General features: G+C 37.6%; 16 protein-coding genes. All 16 read right to left on the bottom strand.

Translation table 11 applies throughout. The annotated features are described in order from the left end of the window. Positions 1 to 66: 66 nt before the first annotated feature. The 16 genes from DW721_RS02055 to DW721_RS01980 all read right to left on the bottom strand — a co-directional run bounded on the left by DW721_RS02055 (position 67) and on the right by DW721_RS01980 (position 18,100). Positions 67 to 477: a cell division protein ZapA gene (locus DW721_RS02055; protein WP_118744640.1), complete on the bottom strand. Its 411-nt coding sequence runs from the start codon at positions 475 to 477 to the stop codon at positions 67 to 69. A 111-nt stretch (positions 478 to 588) separates the two neighbouring features. After that, complete coding sequence (locus tag DW721_RS02050) at positions 589 to 1,227, bottom strand: hypothetical protein (protein ID WP_022013516.1); 639 nt, start codon at positions 1,225 to 1,227, stop codon at positions 589 to 591. 22 nt (positions 1,228 to 1,249) lie between these two features. Then, positions 1,250 to 1,714, bottom strand: coding sequence for a pantetheine-phosphate adenylyltransferase (gene coaD / locus DW721_RS02045; protein WP_118744639.1), 465 nt, complete (start codon positions 1,712 to 1,714; stop codon positions 1,250 to 1,252). A gap of 54 nt (positions 1,715 to 1,768) precedes the next feature. Then, on the bottom strand, positions 1,769 to 2,323 hold the full coding sequence (gene rsmD, locus DW721_RS02040) for a 16S rRNA (guanine(966)-N(2))-methyltransferase RsmD (protein WP_118744638.1): 555 nt from the start codon (positions 2,321 to 2,323) through the stop codon (positions 1,769 to 1,771). 44 nt (positions 2,324 to 2,367) lie between these two features. Continuing rightward, positions 2,368 to 4,260 carry an AAA family ATPase gene (locus tag DW721_RS02035; RefSeq protein ID WP_118744637.1) on the bottom strand — a complete coding sequence of 631 codons (1,893 nt, stop codon included), beginning with the start codon at positions 4,258 to 4,260 and terminating at the stop codon, positions 2,368 to 2,370. A 56-nt stretch (positions 4,261 to 4,316) separates the two neighbouring features. Then, entirely contained in the window at positions 4,317 to 6,347 is a 2,031-nt protein-coding gene (gene recG, locus DW721_RS02030; protein ID WP_279221125.1) for an ATP-dependent DNA helicase RecG, read from the bottom strand. 161 nt (positions 6,348 to 6,508) lie between these two features. Next, on the bottom strand, positions 6,509 to 8,170 hold the full coding sequence (locus DW721_RS02025) for a DAK2 domain-containing protein (RefSeq protein WP_118744635.1): 1,662 nt from the start codon (positions 8,168 to 8,170) through the stop codon (positions 6,509 to 6,511). Positions 8,171 to 8,193: 23 nt separating this feature from the next. Next, the gene (locus DW721_RS02020; protein ID WP_022013510.1) at positions 8,194 to 8,556 is read right to left on the bottom strand and encodes an Asp23/Gls24 family envelope stress response protein; all 363 of its coding nucleotides are present in this window, start codon (positions 8,554 to 8,556) and stop codon (positions 8,194 to 8,196) included. 366 nt (positions 8,557 to 8,922) lie between these two features. Continuing rightward, complete coding sequence (gene rpmB, locus DW721_RS02015) at positions 8,923 to 9,108, bottom strand: 50S ribosomal protein L28 (RefSeq protein ID WP_022015606.1); 186 nt, start codon at positions 9,106 to 9,108, stop codon at positions 8,923 to 8,925. A 124-nt stretch (positions 9,109 to 9,232) separates the two neighbouring features. Beyond that, positions 9,233 to 9,697: a GerW family sporulation protein gene (locus DW721_RS02010; protein ID WP_118744634.1), complete on the bottom strand. Its 465-nt coding sequence runs from the start codon at positions 9,695 to 9,697 to the stop codon at positions 9,233 to 9,235. Next, positions 9,697 to 10,848, bottom strand: a complete 1,152-nt coding sequence (locus DW721_RS02005; protein WP_118744633.1) for a DUF2953 domain-containing protein — start codon at positions 10,846 to 10,848, stop codon at positions 9,697 to 9,699. Before DW721_RS02005 ends, DW721_RS02010 begins: the two co-directional genes overlap by 1 nt. Positions 10,849 to 10,862: 14 nt before the next feature. After that, entirely contained in the window at positions 10,863 to 11,210 is a 348-nt protein-coding gene (locus DW721_RS02000) for a hypothetical protein (protein WP_118744632.1), read from the bottom strand. A 26-nt stretch (positions 11,211 to 11,236) separates the two neighbouring features. Then, the gene (locus DW721_RS01995; RefSeq protein WP_118744631.1) at positions 11,237 to 12,676 is read right to left on the bottom strand and encodes a hypothetical protein; all 1,440 of its coding nucleotides are present in this window, start codon (positions 12,674 to 12,676) and stop codon (positions 11,237 to 11,239) included. A gap of 119 nt (positions 12,677 to 12,795) precedes the next feature. Further along, positions 12,796 to 16,011, bottom strand: a complete 3,216-nt coding sequence (locus tag DW721_RS01990) for a glycosyltransferase family 39 protein (RefSeq protein WP_118744630.1) — start codon at positions 16,009 to 16,011, stop codon at positions 12,796 to 12,798. A gap of 12 nt (positions 16,012 to 16,023) precedes the next feature. After that, on the bottom strand, positions 16,024 to 16,929 hold the full coding sequence (locus DW721_RS01985) for a hypothetical protein (protein WP_022015600.1): 906 nt from the start codon (positions 16,927 to 16,929) through the stop codon (positions 16,024 to 16,026). A 235-nt stretch (positions 16,930 to 17,164) separates the two neighbouring features. Then, positions 17,165 to 18,100: a LysM domain-containing protein gene (locus tag DW721_RS01980; RefSeq protein WP_118744629.1), complete on the bottom strand. Its 936-nt coding sequence runs from the start codon at positions 18,098 to 18,100 to the stop codon at positions 17,165 to 17,167. Between the last annotated feature and the right edge of the window lie 6 nt (positions 18,101 to 18,106).

The following is an 18,106-nucleotide window of genomic DNA, read 5'->3' as shown; positions in this document are numbered from 1 at the left end:
TAAATATCTTATATACCTTTTATTTTGTGTAAAGCAATGGGGACTGAATACAGTCCCCATTATTTATTATCTGTGTTTATTTCTTCCTAACTCTGTTTCAAGCCTAATAACCTGATCCTTAGCTGCCTGTCTTTCTTCTGCCAGTTTTTTAATCTGCCCATTCGCTTTGTCAAGCTCCGACTGCATTGTGAGCATTTCATGTTTTATATCAAATATTTCTTTTTCCATTTCTTCATTTTCTTTTTTTATATCATTTGAATCCTTTAATGCTTTATAATATTCATCTGACAGATTTATCGCAAGAAGAATATTTTTCATCTCAGTATCAAGTCGTAAATATCCATCCTGTTCTTTGAACTCAGCGATCTTATCATTAATATGATTTGCAATTTTCTGAAGATACTCACTGCTTTCATAACCACTGAGTGTATATTGTTTTCCATTTATTATAACTTCAACATCATTTTTCGTATTCATCTGCCACTCTTTCTCCTTTAACCGTAAGTTACCCTAAAACAGTAATACCATTTGTCCATGTATGTGTATCAGTCATATATCTGCATGGTAGTATGTATGCTGTATGCTATCTTATTCTTCTTCGTTTGAAGAACCTGACTGTCTTTGTCTTTCTGCCGTTTCGCCGCCCTGCTCACTCTCATGTACATCTGACTGATTCTGATCTACTACAAGCTCCGCCTTATTAGTTCTTACTGTATCAAGATATTCTTTAAGAGACTTCTCAAGTACTTTTGAATTGTTTATAGTATTTGTGTATGCAGCCTGTATAGTTTTTTCTGCCATCGTAAGAAGATCTGATGTATAATAAATAGCTCCACTTCCTATTTCCTCTGCCTGCTTTCTCGCATCATTGAGGATTTCCTGTGCTCTTTGATTGGCTTCGTTTACCGTTTTTTCTGCCTGCTGGTATGCCTGCTGCATGATGTTATGTTCCTCTACAAGTGCCTTGTATTGCTCTTTTGCATCTGCAAGCATTGCCTGTGCCTTTGTATTTGCATCATCTAAAATAGCATCTCTCTGATTTAATATTTTTCTATATCTTTTTATCTCTGCCGGAATATCTCTGCGAAGATCGTCAAGCAGGTCATAAAGTTCATCTTTTGGAACTATAACCCTTGTAGCTGATAATCTCTGCATCTTACAACTTTCAACAAATGAATAAATATCCTCTATTTTCTGTTCAATCCTGCTCTCTCTGCTTTCCTGCATTTTAATTCCCCCGTCTTTTATCTTAATTTAGGTATTTAAGTGCTTCTTCTGGTACAAACCCACTTATGTCGGCATTATATCTCATCAGTTCCTTTACTGCACTTGAACTGATATATGAATATTCCGGCGATGTCGCAAGAAATATCGTATCTGCACTCTCATTTAATTTATAATTTGCCTGTGCAAGCGGAAGTTCATACTCAAAATCATTGGATGTTCTCAGACCTCTCACTATCACATCCGCATCACATCGGTCAACAAAATCCACTAAAAGCCCGTCAAAAGCTTCAACTTCAACATTTTTTAAATCTTTTGTTACCTCTTTTAAAAGTCTCACTCTCTCCTCAACGGTAAGCAGCGGCTTTTTTGAACTGTTTATAAGAACTCCAAGTATCAGCCTGTCAAACATCTTTGAAGCTCTCTTTATCAAATCTAAATGTCCTGATGTTACCGGGTCAAAACTCCCCGGAAATACTGCTGTTTTCATATCTTCCCTCTGTTTTTCAAACTGCATTCCGCTTTTTTATGCGAACAGCAGATTTTACTTTGCTCTAATGAATATATGACGATTTGTCTTATATTCTTTAACTCTTTCAACCTTACATGGCATATCATACATATATGATATATCAGTCTCAAGCGATGTCTCAATAATTATAAGAGTATTTTCATGCACAAGTCCTGAATCAAGCAAAATATTAAGAATCTTTGCTTCCGTATCGTGATTATACGGTGGATCCATAAATATAATATCAAATGTTCTCCCCTCGACATCTAATTTTTTCAATGCTGATACTGCTTCCATCTTTAAAACTCTTGCCGAATCTTCAAAGTGAGTTCTCTTAATATTTTCTTTTATACATCTTACGGCAGCCGCATCATTGTCTATCATAACCGCTTCTTTAGCACCACGGCTTAATGCTTCTATCGAAATACCACCGCTCCCGCTGAATATATCAAGAAAACGCACATCATAAAGCTCCTGCTGAAGCATATTAAACAATGTCTCTTTTATCCTGTCAGAAGTCGGTCTTGTATTTTTGCCTTCCGGTGTCACCAGATTAGTTCTTCTTGCTTTTCCTGCAATCACTCTCATTATTATCTCTCCATGCAATTATTATTATTTTAACACACTCTTTGCTAACGGTCAAACACATCCTCTTCCTTTATCGTCATAAGATCATCTCTTGTCGGATTTTCAAGTTTTACAAGACGGTTTGCCTGATTTACCACAAATTTTTCAAACATATTTCTCATTCCACGTGCATTTCCAAAATCTTTCCACTGCTCTTTCCTCTTTTTTCTGAGAAGTTCAAGAACTTTTTGTTTTGCTGCATCATCTATCTTAAGTCCTGCTTTTTCCGCCATGACAGCAAGTATGCTTACAAGTTCCTCTTTCGTATAATCCGGAAAATTGATAAATTTGTTAAATCTTGATATAAGACCCGTATTGCTCTTAAGGAAATTTTCCATTTCATCGGTATATCCAGCAACGATTATGACAAGATCATCTCTGTTGTCCTCCATCAGCTTTACAAGTGCATCAACAGCTTCCGTTCCAAAATCATTTGGCATATCCGGATTTACAAGTGAATATGCCTCATCTATAAACAAAATACCGCCCATTGCTTCCTTGACAACATCATGTACTTTCATTGCAGTCTGACCTACATAGCCTGCCACCAGACCTGATCTGTCAGTTTCTATCATTTTCCCGTCTGACAATATTCCAAGTTCCTTGTATATCTTTCCGACAAGCCTTGCAACGGTTGTCTTTCCTGTTCCCGGTCCACCGGTAAATACCATATGATATGACATATCCATAACGGGCATATTCATTTCTTCTCTGAGTTTTCTTATCTTGATAAGATTGACAAGTGACCTTATTTCTTCTTTTACTTCACTTAAGCCGACCATGTCATTAAGCTCATCAACTAAAGCCTTAATGCGTTTTTCCTGTTCTTCTTTCTGGATACGCTCTCTTTCAAGGATACGCTGCTTGACTTTCATAAATTCTTCTCTGGCAAGCCGCTGTTCCTCCTGCTGCTTCATTATCTTTAGCTTTTCGGCTTCAATATCAGTAAGAATATCACCGTTATTTGTTAGTATTCCCCTCTTTGCATTATCACTCTCCGGCTCATTCGTCATGATTTCATTTTTAGAACCATTGCTTTTTTTAACATTTTTCTTCAGCTCATTCAACGAAAGCTTTTTTATGTCTGTCTTTTTTTTATTTTCTTTCTGCGGCTCTGCTTCATCTTCTTTTTTTATTACGCTGCTGTCTTTCTTTTTATTTTTCTCCTCCTGAGCCTTTTTTTTCTCAATTTCTCTCTTTCCTGCAGCCTCCCTTTTCTTTTCAGCTTCTTTTTTTCTCTGTGCCTGTCTCTTTTTTTCGGCTTCTTTTCTCTTTCTTTCCTTTTCTTCTATCTCAGTCTGTTTTTTCCTGACCCACTCTACATCGCACCTTATAACTCCGGAGGTAAGCTTTCTCACAATATATTCAGAATGAATACTCCTGTCCCTGTTTACTATAAAATTGCTTATCTTGTCATAATATTTCTGGATAAACTCATTTATTTCATGGTCTTTGCCATCATTCATATATGCCATACACAAAAGAATGTTCAGAAATGAATCAAGAAAATACTCTGTCATTATCTCCTTACGCTCTTTATCATAAAGTCCACAAAGCTGCAGCAATACCGGGGGAAGTTCATAATACTGTCTGCTTTCGGTAATTGTCTTTTGCTCTATATTTCCATTTTCGGGTATGCCAAGCGGATTGGTCTTAGTGACCAACCTTATAAATTCTCTTTGCTGTCCTTCTACTGTATCTGTGCATTTAACCACAAAATTGATGAGCACTGACTGCACATACAGGTCAAGCACCTGCATACTCGTCTTTTTCATCACCTGTCTTGCCTGGTCCCAAAAACTATTTACCTCGAGTATCTCACAATACGATACGAGCTTTTCATAATTATTTTTACCAAGTTCAAACAGTTTCTCCGGTGTGTACTGTTCTTTGGTCATCAATTCACATTCCTCCAAAACTAAAATCAATGAACTGTCAAAATTATCTTTATTGCCTATATTACTATCTTTTTGCCATAATTGCAATCTTTTAACGATATTTCACATTCCTTTGCTGCTTCATTTGCCATTTTCATTATATCGGCATCCTGATATATATCTGCAAGTGCAAAGTCAAGTTCTCCACTCTGTCTTATGCCGAAGAAATCCCCCGGTCCTCTGAGTTTAAGGTCCTGCTTTGCCACAAAAAAGCCGTCATTAGAGTCCTCTAATACCCTAAGTCTTTTCATTGTATCCTTTGACGGATTTCCAGCCATAAATATACAATATGACTGGCTGTCTCCTCGTCCGACACGACCTCTTAACTGATGAAGCTGTGCAAGTCCAAACCTCTCTGCATTTTCAATCATCATAATGGTAGCATTAGGCACATTTATTCCAACTTCTATTACGGTAGTCGAAACGAGTATATCTATCTCATGTGCCGCAAACTGTTCCATTATCTCATTTTTAAGTGACGCTTTCATTTTTCCGTAAAGTGCTTTTATCCTTATCGATGGTGCAAGCGTTGTCTCCAGCATATTGGTATAATCAGTTACATTCTCAGCCTCCATGTTCTCGCTTTCCTCGACCATAGGACATATTATATACACCTGATGTCCAGCTGCTATCTCTTTCTCCATAAACCTGTAAGCCTGAGGTCTGTAATTTGTTCCGACAACACAGTTTTTTATTGGAAGTCTTCCTTTCGGCATCACATTTATAACTGATACATCAAGGTCACCATATAAGATTATCGCAAGTGTCCTCGGAATAGGGGTCGCACTCATAACGAGCATATGAGGTTCCCTGCCTTTTGATGACAATGCCTCCCTCTGTCTCACACCAAATCGGTGCTGCTCATCAGTCACCACAAGTGCAAGGTCTTTAAATGACACTTTCTCCTGTATAAGTGCGTGTGTGCCTACTACTATATCAATCTCACCATCTTCTATTTTTTTATACTCTTTTTTCTTCTGAGCTGCTGTCATTGAGCCTATCAACATTCCTATTCTTATGCCAAACTCCCCAAGCACCTCGCAAAAAGACTGATAATGCTGTTTTGCGAGCACCTCCGTCGGAACCATTATCGCTCCCTGATACCCATTTTTCACTACAAGTGCAAGTGCGATAACTGCAACAATCGTCTTTCCGGAACCTACATCACCCTGTATAAGTCTGTTCATAACATAACCCGATTCCATATCATTTATAATGTCTGATACCGCTGCATCCTGTCCCTCGGTAAGAGTATATGAAAGTACAGCTTTTATTTCTTCAATAATATACATATCAGAAATTTCAAATACCGATTTTTCTTTGTTTCTCTCTTTTTTTAACCGGTTCATCATCGTAAAGAATGAAAAAAATTCATCAAACACAAGCCTTTTTCTTGCTTTTATGCACTCCTCCTTATCTTTTGGAAAATGAATACTCTGTATTGCCTTTTTCCACATGACAAGGTCATATTTTTTTCTTATTGCTGCCGGAAGTATATCTTTTTCAAAATCCGTGTTATCAAGACCGTTTTTTACGGCTTTTAATATTGTATTATTTGTCATTCCAGCCGTGAGTGAATATATCGGAAACAGTTTATTTATGCTGTTTGCATATTCTTTCATGCTTATTATCTTTGGCTGCTGAAGCCTTAATATACCGTTTTTATTTACCACTGTACCTCTCAATATATACTTTGTCCCCATATGAAGTGTTTTCATAAGAAACGGCATATTAAACCACACTACTCTCAAGAGTCCTGTGGAGTCCTTTATATCGCACTCTATTATTTTCAGATTGCCATGTCTTGATGCTCTGGGTTTTGACACTATACTTCCCTCGACTATCACTGTCCGTCCCTCTGCCACACCGGATATTGGCTCAATCTGTCTGAATATCTCATATTCTCTCGGATAATAGCAAAGAAGCTCTCCAACCGTAGATATTCCAAGTTTGTTGAAAAGCTTCTCACTTTTTTCTCCGATTCCCTTAATATTTATGATGCTGTCATTAAGTTCCATCGAATTTCTCCTGTATTTGTATTGTTTCATGATACCTGCTCTATGATATGTAACATTTTAGCCTTTTAATAAATAAAAGACTCTCCCACCCTCAAAAATAATCTGCAATCCAATGAGCAAGCTCATGTATTACAGATTATTTTGCGGACTAAACTGTTACATATTACCATCACAGCGCATATCCGACTGCTCTACTCGACTGATACAAAGTATGAATATACAGGCTGTCCGCCATACTGTACTTCAAACTCTATATCTTCGTACTCAGCTTCAAGGCTGTTTGCAAGTTTTTCAGCTTCTTCTTCACTCACATCTGCACCATAATAAATGCTTACAAGCTCTGCATCATCATCTATCATTTCGGCGATAAGTGCTTTTGTGGCATCATCGACATTTTTTTCCACGGCAACTATGGTCTTGTCAGTAAGTCCCATAAAGTCACCCTGCTTTATATCCTTGCCGTCCATATTTGTATCTCTTACTGCATATGTCACCTGGCCTGACTTTATATTAAGCATTTCGGTTGACATATTTTTCTCGTTTTCCCCGACACTCTTATTTCCGACAAAGTTTATCATTGCTGAAATTCCCTGCGGAATGTTCTTAGACGGAATGACTATTAAATTCTTGTCCTCCGTAAGCTGTTTTGCCTGTTCTGCCGCAAGGATTATATTACCATTGTTTGGAAGTACGAATATATTTTTTGCATTTACCTTGTCAACGGCTTCTAATATATCCTCGGTGCTTGGGTTCATTGTCTGACCGCCCTCGATGATATAGTCAACACCTAAGTCCTTAAATATGTCTGACAGTCCGTCACCTGCTGAAACAGCTATAAATCCTACTTCTTTTGCAGGCTCGCTGCTTTTTTCTTCCTGAGCCTGTGCCGCTTTTTCTGCATCTTTTATAACTTTTTCGTGATGTTCCTCACGCATATTATCTATCTTCATGCTTGTGAGCGAGCCGTAAGTAAGTGCTTTCTGAATGGCAAGTCCCGGATCATTTGTGTGAACATGGACTTTTACTATATCATCATCTGCCACAACAACAACGCAGTCACCTATCTTCTGAAGATATTCTTTTAACTGGTGTTCTACAACATCCTTTTCTCTCTCAAGCATGATTATAAACTCAGTACAATATCCAAATTTAATATCTTCCTCTGTTGCAGTGGTACTGGCTTTGACAACTCTTGATGTTCCGGAAACTTTTACGGTAAAGTCTGAGACTTTTCCCTTAAGAGCATCTATCGCACCTCTTAAAAATGTCATAAGTCCTTCTCCGCCTGAATCGACAACGCCTGCCTGTTTAAGAACCGGAAGCATATCAGGAGTCTTTAATAATGTCTCTTCCATGCAGGCAACAACTGCATCACAAAACTCAATTATATCTTCCGTGTCGGAATTTATGAGCATATCCTGTGCTTTTTCGGCACCTGCCTTTGCAACTGTAAGGATAGTTCCCTCCTTAGGCTTCATAACTGCTTTGTAAGCTGTCTCAGCCGCGTGCTGTACTGCATTTCCAATAATATTTACATCAAGTGTATCATTTCCTTTTATTTCTTTTACGAAACCTCTGAATATCTGAGACATAATAACACCGGAGTTACCTCTTGCACCTCTTAATGAACCGCTCGATATTGCTTTTCCAAGCTCATCCATACCCGGCTTTTCAAGACTTGTGACCTCTTTAGCCGCAGACATTATCGTCATCGTCATATTTGTTCCCGTATCTCCATCAGGTACCGGAAATACATTAAGTTCATTTATATACTCTTTCTTTGCTTCTAATGCTTTTGCACCAGACAAAAACATTTTCTGTATCATCACTGCATCTATTGATTTTAAAGCCACTTTCTGTTCCTCCTTGTACCTGCTTAATCCTCATCAATAATACGAACACCTTCAACAATGACATTTATGGATTCAACATCCATACCGGTAAATTCTTCTATCTTGTATTTTACATTTTCAATAACATTCTGTGAAACCGCACGGATGCTTACTCCGTATGCCACGATAATGTGAAGTTCTATCTTTATCTTATTGTCAACTATTGATATATTTACTCCTCTGCCGGCACTTTCCCTTTTGAGAAGCTTTGTAACTCCGTCTTTGACATTTACAGATGCCATTCCGACAATACCGATGCACTCAGTTGTCGCAGCTCCTGCATATTTGGCAAGGACATCCTTATCTATGATAATTTCTCCCATATCCGTACTCATTTTACCTCTCATATACATTCCTCCTAGTCTTATATTTTATCAGCAGTCGTGTACTACATTTAATCTCGACATCATATAGTAATACTATACAATAATAGGAATTTATTTGCAACCATATGAAAAGAATGATAGGTTTTATATTTTTTTGGATTGCCGTCGGTATGACAATAATGTTTTTTGTCACAAATGGGATACTCGCAATAATAATCATTATACTTTTGCTTATCCTCGGATATAATTTATTCTGCTGTTAAAAAATGTAAATTAAAATTTTTATATGAACATTAATTTGTCCATTTTAAAATTTTTTCCATAGTTTAAATAGTCAAAAAGAAAAGGGACCGGTTTATCCGATCCCCATTTATATCCGAGATGCACTTACGCACGCTCAACAGCTCCAGAACGTAAACATCCTGTACATACCGGCATCTTCTTTGTGCCGCCATTAACTTTAACTCTGACTGACTTAATGTTTGGCTTCCACATTTTATTACTTCTTCTGTGTGAATGGCTCACCTTAATACCGAAATGAACACCCTTTCCACAAACTGCACATTTTGCCATCGTAAGCACCTCCTTATTTTAATCTATTGAATCCTGATTCATACTTACTTCTAATCAGTATTTATTAGCACAACACGACCATTCTAACAAACTTTATCACAAAATGCAAGCACTTTTTTATTTTTTATTCCTCTTCGACATAATCCGTTACCACATCTTCTATATCCTGTGCCTGTTTTTCTTCGCCCGAAGCAGCCTTATCTGCCTTATTTTTCTTAGTTTTGCCCTTTTTTGACGGTACATATTTATCTATGACCCCCGGTATCATATCGAGAATTTTTGTCATTCCATCCTGGTTTTTGACATTTACAAGTTTTGTCTCTCCGTCTTTTATAACAAGAATGGCACTTGGCTGTATCTTTCCACCCATACCGCCGCCAGCGTTGTTCTTCCCGTCTGTTTTTCCCTTGTCAGCCGAATGTCCTGAAAATGCTCCTGCACCTGCACCGAATGTCACATCGACAAGTGGAAGAATGATAGTCCCATCATCAAATTTCACTGCATCTCCGACTACCGTTTTTGTTGTCAGAAAACCTTCAAGTCCCTTAAACAATGCCTGTACTGTTGAATTAAATCCGTTATCTGCCATTATAATACCTCCCTTATACTCTTATAACTTTTCTTAAACTCTTTTAGTTCTTCACAAAAATAAACTTTTATCAATATCTTAAGCAGGACAAATACTGTTACCCTGCCTTTTATTTCTATATCACTTTCAAATACCCGTTTTTCAAAATCAGGTGTGACACACGGCATCATTCCTGCCGCACCGCAGAATGCTGCTATAACTCCTAGCACCTGTCCCGTCACCGCCGGGTCATCAAAACCTATAGTCATATCAATTCTTAAAAGCTTTGGTTTTATATGTCTCCATAAATGTAACACATTATCCCTCACAACGCAAACAAAATCAAGACACTCCCTGCCAAAGACAAACTCCTTTACAAGAACGGCTTTTTCCTTACCGCTCCTTACGGCTGCAAATATTTTTTTTACGGCATCTGATACTTTCTTAAATGTATCTGCGATTTTTTTAGGAATCTGCATCAAACATTTTAACTTTGATACGATATTTTTCCACAAAGATTTTTTTTGCTTATTGTTCTTTTTATTTTGTTTAATGTCTTTTTTTGTCTCTGTTTTATTTTCGCCCAGTTCAATATCCGGTTTTATATTTTCCTTATTTTCGTTTATCTCAATATCAGGTTCTCTCTCTGCTGTTTTCAAAGGATATGTTTTATCTTCTATGTCTTTTTTCAAGTCAACTTTCTGCACATCTTCCAGCTTTTCCTCTCCTGCATCTGCTCTGTCCGCATCATTTTTTCTAAAAAAATCTTTACCACCCTTTACAACACTATCTTTGCTTTCATTTTCTGCGGTAGTCTTATTACTCTTTCGAGCAGTCTTTTTATTTTTATGTTTTGCCCCCGCTTTTTGTTTACCTTTCCGCTCCTGTTTCTCTTTTATTTTTCCCGGCAGTATCTTTATCCCTGCTATCCTTAGTATATACGGTGTTTTACCGTCCCTATACCAAAATCTCAATGAGATGAAATGAATAAGCCACGAAACTTCACCATCTGCCCTTATATCATCTCCATGATAACTGCCGCTAAAATCATATCTGACCGGAACGAATAGGACAAGCCCTGTGACAAGTAAAACAAGCAATAAAAGAAAGAGCAATATTTTTAATATCGTCAGTAATATTTTTCCTATTATCGCCAATATCGTAAAAAACATTGCTCTTTCCCCCTTTATCTAAAATATTCGGATACTGTTTTTGAATTAAACTCCCCTTTTTCACTTATTATGTCAGATACTATTCTTTCAACCAATCCTACCGCCCCGTTATAATCGGCTGCAAGACCTACTATTTCTATCCCAATTTCAGCCTGGTATTTGAACCAGAATTCCCTTGATGAATATATGTCAAGTGCATTTTCATTATTTGTCGGAAGTGATATACAAAAACATTCAGGTATAAGTTTTCCTCTTTCTATCCGTCGTCTGTACTTTATCGGCTCTCTGTGCACTTTTTCATCCATATATATCTTTTTGTTCCATATCACTGAAGAATTTTTGTTTTTCTGTCTTTTTATCATATCTAAAATCCTTCCCGGGCAATAAATTAGAACATCATTTCCATAATAAGCTGTTTTGACGCATATTTCTCCGCCTCATCGTCACACTGTTCAAGCGACATTGTGACATACTCTGCTACCTCCTGCGGACTATTAAAAAATACCGGAAGCTTGTCTATCGTATTTGCCATAATTGCACGCCTTACCATACGGCTGCTTTTCTTTAAGTGCTCCTTTATCTCGACCGTAAGTTCATCTGATATTTTCAAAACATCATCTGCCGTCACTTTACTGTCATCTGCAGCTCCGTTTATCTCGGCAAAAATACTGTTTGAGCCAAGCTGTGACAACTGTTTTAAATAGTTAAATTCATCGGTCAGTGAAAGCTCCTTAATAACATCTTTCTGGGCGTCCATAGTCTCCTCAAGTATCGCACCTGCCATGTTCATTCCCTCAAAAAGCTGTTCCTGTATTCCCTCTATCTGTGGGAAAAACTCTCCAAGCCAGTAAAGTTTTGCCTCCTCATCAGATAAATCTTCTTTAGACAGATTCCAGACATCACTCTGTTTTTCCCTAAACAATGAATTTATCCCCCTTATAACAACCTGCTGTGGAGTGTTTTTCTCTGTTTTTTCAACATATTTTGACGATACAGTAATGATATAAAGCTCATTTATTATCTGTCCAAGCTGCATATACAAATCTGAAATATCGTTGAGCTTTACAGCATTGTTTGTTATCTTTTCGGCATAAATATCATACATTTCTTTTGTGATATTTTCGTAATCAAGCTTTGAAAGTTCATCAAGCACCGGAACAAACTCCGTAAAATAATTATCCATATCACCATTTTTGTAGAGCATAGCATTTGTTCTGAACATATATATGAAACTTTCAAGCGAACTCATATCGCTTCCGTCATATACAGATATTGCATTTCTTATTATATCTATATATCTCGACCTCGTCATACGCATCGGAAGCTGCCCTATTATCTCATGTATGCTGTCATTTATGGCAACATTATCTTTTGAGCCAAAAATAAACTTTACAACATCCTGTGCAAATTCAGTATCATCGGGAAGTTTCTTCATCTCCTCAAATCTGTACTGAATCCTGTTCAATATGTACTCATACACAACAAAGCAGTCAACATATGCAGTGAGCACCTGCATTTTGTCCATAACAATCTGTCTTAGTTTTAAAAGCCTTTCTGAAAGTCCTGACCTTTTTTCATCCGTTATGCCACTTTCATATATTTCATATATTATCTCATTGACTGCATCTGTTGTGTCTTTTGCAGACTCTATATACGGATTTATCCCCTCCGTTATCATCTCATAATACATATAGTAATGCATCATAAGTTTTAAACCTGCATCCTCATTGTTCATATGCATACATTTATCCACATAGTCAGGAAGCATATTTCTAACATCTTTATTTTCATCCAATGCTTTTACGCACTGTTTTATCGACTTACTCATTCTAATCTCCATTTCCGTAACAATACTCATTTCTAAGTGGCACCGCAAATCTGAAATCTGCGGTTACCGTAAAAACTGTGTCTGTGCATCTCAACTTTATGCAGACAACTTATGGTTCTTTACCATGTCTGAACAAGGACCCATGTACTGAACCACTTAAGGAATTTATTTGCATAATCCACCGTTATCGGATAACCCGACAATACCGGATAGAACAGTGCAAAAAGTCCTATCGCCACCGCCACATATACATACACGAATTTCTTCATCTTAGGCTTGTACCGGACTATATTATAAAAACTGTAACCGAGCATTACCGTGATAAACGGAACACTTGGAAAATAATGATATATAAATACAGTTCTTGTGACTAAGAGCCACGGTGCATACTGTGACATATATCCCAGTGTAAGAAATGCCGCCTTTTTATCCCTGTCTTTATATATAAGATAGAGCATATAAATAAACGCAGGTATTCCTGCCCACCATACAAGTGGATTTCCAAATGCACTTATCCCCTCTCTAAGATCGTTTGCTGTCACTCCCGAATAATACCACATCGGTCTATACATAATAGGCCACTGATACCATCTTGATGAATACGGATGTGAATCCTTTAAGGCACTGTGATAATTAAACATCGTTTTCTGTGCCTCGATAACCTTTGTTATAAATCCCCTGTCCGTTCCGTCACTGAATGGTATATACGATAACACATATATTATAACAGGAATCACTACAAAGAATATACAGCAGAACCCTATCGTTTTCATAAACAATTTATAAAAATTGTCGGCTATATATTTATGTTCTATTCCATCTGAACTGCCCTTTATATTCTTGTTTGCATACTGATATTCCCTGAATCTCTTGAACATCTGCACAAAGAATATCACACAAAGCCCTGCTGACGAATAAATTCCCGTCCATTTACTTGCCCAGCCAAGTCCCATTGCTATACCGCAAAGACCAAGCGGTATAAATGTCTTTTTAAGCGGTGTATCGTAGAAGCTTAATTTCGTGTAGCAATACATAAAATAATATGACAACATTATAAACAATGTTACGAACACATCTATTGTTGCGATTCGTGTCTGGACGAAGTGCATAAAGTCAAACGCAAATAACAATGTCGTTACTATACATATCCATGTCTCATTAAAAAACTTCTTTGCAAAGTTGTAGATTACCGGAAGCATGAGCACACCAAACAGTGTTCCCATAAATCTCCAGCCGAACGGACACATACCAAATATAAGTACACCAACAGCCATTATGACCTTGCCGAGTGGCGGATGTGTATTCTCATAACAATACAGATGATGTATCATCTCGTATGCCGTTCTCGCATGATAGATCTCGTCGAAATATGTTCCGTTAAGATTTGTCGCTCTGCCCTCAAATAAATCCTGTTCATCAAACAGCGCGGCATACTGACCTGAATTTACAGGTGTAAGTTTATTTCCATCAGCATCCGTGAGTACAAGCTCCATAATACTGTCCTCACCGTTGTTTGCCGACGGACTTATCCTGAAATATCTCGCCGTTACATTTATATCCTTTTCATTCCACTTAAATACTGAACCTGCATCCCACTCTGAGCCCTCACCGCACAGTGTTGTCCATGCTCCGTTCGGGTCACTTGTATATTCGATATAGTATGTAGGATTATTCTGGTATCCAAGAAAATCCCATAGTTTTGCGACAGTCACATCCTGTCCCATATCGAGAGTCACCGTGCCCTCTTTTACAACTGAATACGGTGTCTGCGGTGCGTTCATCTCACCGAGCCTTGCAAATGCTATGACTGCATAGACAAGAGTTATCACTCCCAGTGCGATAAAATCTCTTTTTGTCATTTTTGCAAGTATTCCCGATTTTTTGATAGGACTCTGTTTTGCTTTGTCTGTCTTTTTCTCTTCTCTTTCTTTTTCAAGCTGTTCTGATACAGCCTTAATCTCCTGTCCCTCATTAGCAGGTGCAAAATATGTCTTTGCAGTCACATAGACCATATACGCAACTGTAAGAAGCAGACCTATCGAGATTGCAATAGGTATCGGTGCTTTAGGGTCAAAGTTATTAACATCATATATAAACAATACATATGCCGCATTGTAAAATACCACTGCACATATAAGCGAATAAAGTATATAAATCTCTTTTCTGAGCCTTACAGCAAAAGCTGCGATAAACATTACCATGGCAGGGAAAAGATACCTCTCGTGCATACGGACCGCAAATGCGAACACAACCGTTACGACAAATCCACCGATATAATAATATTTTCCTGAATTTTTTTTGCATCTGTAACTTATGATAAGTGCAACTATGACCGTAAGTATTATGGCTATAGTTCCCCATGTCTTATACTGGATACCAAGCAGCTTGTCATACTGGCTTGACCAGTTAAGTCCGAGCATATTCCAAAAATTGTATGCATTTATAGAAGCATATTCGTAAGAACCAAGCGTTCCCGTGTACTGCTTAAGTGCCTCTGAAAATCCGAACGGTATCATAAGTACACCTATCATCAGTATCGCTGCTACTCCAAGACCAAGATTTTTGAAAAACTTTTTCCAGTTAAAATCTTCAAGAAATACCTGGTCTATGATACCGCATATAAGAACCGGAGTGAAAAACAATGACTGCGGTTTTATAAGTATTCCTATCGCAAATACAAAATATGACGGTATAAGTTTTTTCTCACTAATAAGATAACACATAAGAAGCATAAACACGGTAAATACAGAATCAGTCTGTCCCCATACCGCACTGTCGAGAATAATCATAGGACACAAAAGATACAGTGCAGATACAAGAGCTGCACCTGTCTCTCTCATTCGTTTGCAAGCTATCTTATATATAAGCCAGCCCGTTACCATATCTGCGATTATGGCAGGCATTTTTGTGAGAACAATGCTTGCCGTGCTATCCCATGCCCATGAAAACAATGCCCTTATTGCTCCAACAACATAAAGTATATACATATATCCAGGTGGATAATCATGGAATGAATCCGACAAATAAAATTTCTTTAATCCGTCTGTAAACACACTCTGTGACCAGAGCAGGAAACAGTTCATATCAGTCTCATTTCCCTTATATATTGCCGCTGCTATAAGTCTTATGAGCAATGCAACTGCAAACAGAAATATAAATATCATAAATCCTGTTTTTGCATCAGCCGCACCATATGACACAGCAGACTCCTTTTTACCTGAGCCATTTTTCCCGCCATATGCGGCTTCCTTTCCTCTGATAAAGCTGCATACCGGCTTGTAGCATAAAAGCATTGCAATCAGTCCGGCTATCGCAACAAAATTAATAGCTGCCATTTTTTCTTCTCCTTACATAAATTTTTTTACATGCTGATGTGTAAATAAATGATCTGAACAATATTCATAATTGCCGTCACATTTTGAGCAAAATCTGAAATCAAGATTTTCATCATCAAGCTCTGTTCTTCCACAAACTGCACAGCGATGTCTTGGTCCTGCTTTCGGTGCACTCGCTTTTTTCTTGAAACTTCTTCGTCTGTGTATATCCTTAGGCGAAACTCTCCTATAATTTCTTGTGCTAAAAAAGAATATGAGAAAGTTTGCCATAGCGACTATTATCGCAATCCCCATTGAGATGTAAGCACCGCCTCCTGTGCTTTGTCCTGCCCTGAAATATATGATTCCATAATAAAAACTCTGGACTACCTGATAGAGCATATATGCTGCGTCAAGAAGTGCAAGCCACTTTACCTTTATCGGTATGACAAAGTACAGCAAAAACTGCATATCCGGATTTAATGCCGCAAAAGCAAAAAACATCGACCAGTAGATATACTGAAATCCCGAATAATAAATCGCACTGTGCAGCGGTGATATATACAATATAAGTGCAGCTATTATATTAAACAGATAGCCGCTTAAGAAATACATATTAAATCTGAATGTTCCCCATGCCTGCTCTAAAGATCGTCCAAACAAAAAGAACAACTGAACCTGTATCACAAAAAACAAAATACTGAGTAACATTCCCATTCCACTTGAAAAACCGTAAGGCTCAATAAGAAATGTAAACAGTCTCCATATCTGTCCTCTAAACACTGCTGACATATCAAGACAGAGATAATTATAATATATCCGGGGATTTATCATGCCGATGACTGCTCCCGCACAATACAGCACTATAACATATCTGATAAGATCAGGTATCGCATATCTTCCAAACTTTCTTTCAAGTTTATTAAGAAAATTGTTCATAAAATCAAAATATCCTTTCAAAATGTATATTCAGATGCCTATTGCAAAAAACATAAACTTTGCAATATATTAGTAAACATCATGCTTTGATTATAGTTATCGTTTATGCCTTTGTCAAACTATTCTTTCTATCAATAAAGCAGAGGAAACAACATATATTGCCATCCACATCTTCGTTGTAAACAGCAAAATCCCCTGCTTTATAAATATATTTATTATTTTTGATTTTTATTCATTATTTTTCTTTCACAAAATACACAAGTCCCGGCAGGATATAGATGCCTTTTAAACCATTCTTATTTAAAAATTCATTCAAGTCACATTCAGATTTATTAAACACATCAAACAGTGTATCTCCCGGCTGTGCAACATATTTAACCCATTTATCATCATCTGAAACCTTATTTTCGGACATTCTGTCAGACCTTACATCCGTCCTTGCTCCCAAAACCTTATCCGGAAGATCCATACTCTCTGACATATCCATATTATCTGACATTCCAATATTTCGCCTGTTTTCTGCCATATTTTCTGGCATTTCTGTGCTCTGTCTTGTTCCTGTCATATTGTCTGACATTCCTGTGCTCTGTCTTGTTCCTGCCATATTGTCTGACATTACTGTGCTCTGTCTTGTTCCTGTCATATTGTCTGACATTCCTGTGCTCTGTCTTGTTCCTGCCATATTGTCTGACATTACTGTGCTCTGTCTTGTTCCTGTCATATTGTCTGACATTCCTGTGCTCTGTCTTGTTCCTGCCATATTGTCTGACATTACTGTGCTCTGTCTTGTTCCTGTCATATTGTCTGACATTCCTGTGCTCTGTCTTGTTCCTGCCATATTGTCTGGCATTTCTTTGTTTCGTCTCGTTTCTATCATACCATCTGATACATTAAGATTTCCTGTTATGTTATTTTCCACGCCCATACCGTTATTCATGCTGCTGTCATTGTCCTCTGACATACCTCTGTTTCCACTGCTGCACGGCTTTTTGCAGCATTTTTTCTTCATCGGTATGCATATTGTATCCCCCACATTAAGTCTGTAAACATCTGCATAAGGGTTCGCATGGAGTATCATTGCAAGCGGCACATCATATTTTCTGCTTATTCCATATAATGTATCCCCCTGCTTTATGGTGTATGTCATTCCATCACAAGTATCATAATTCATAGAAAA

The organism is Clostridium sp. AM27-31LB (genome assembly GCF_003480745.1).
Taxonomy (GTDB): Bacteria; Bacillota; Clostridia; order Lachnospirales; family Lachnospiraceae; genus Butyribacter; species Butyribacter intestini.
This window is presented reverse-complemented; position numbering and strand designations above follow the sequence as displayed.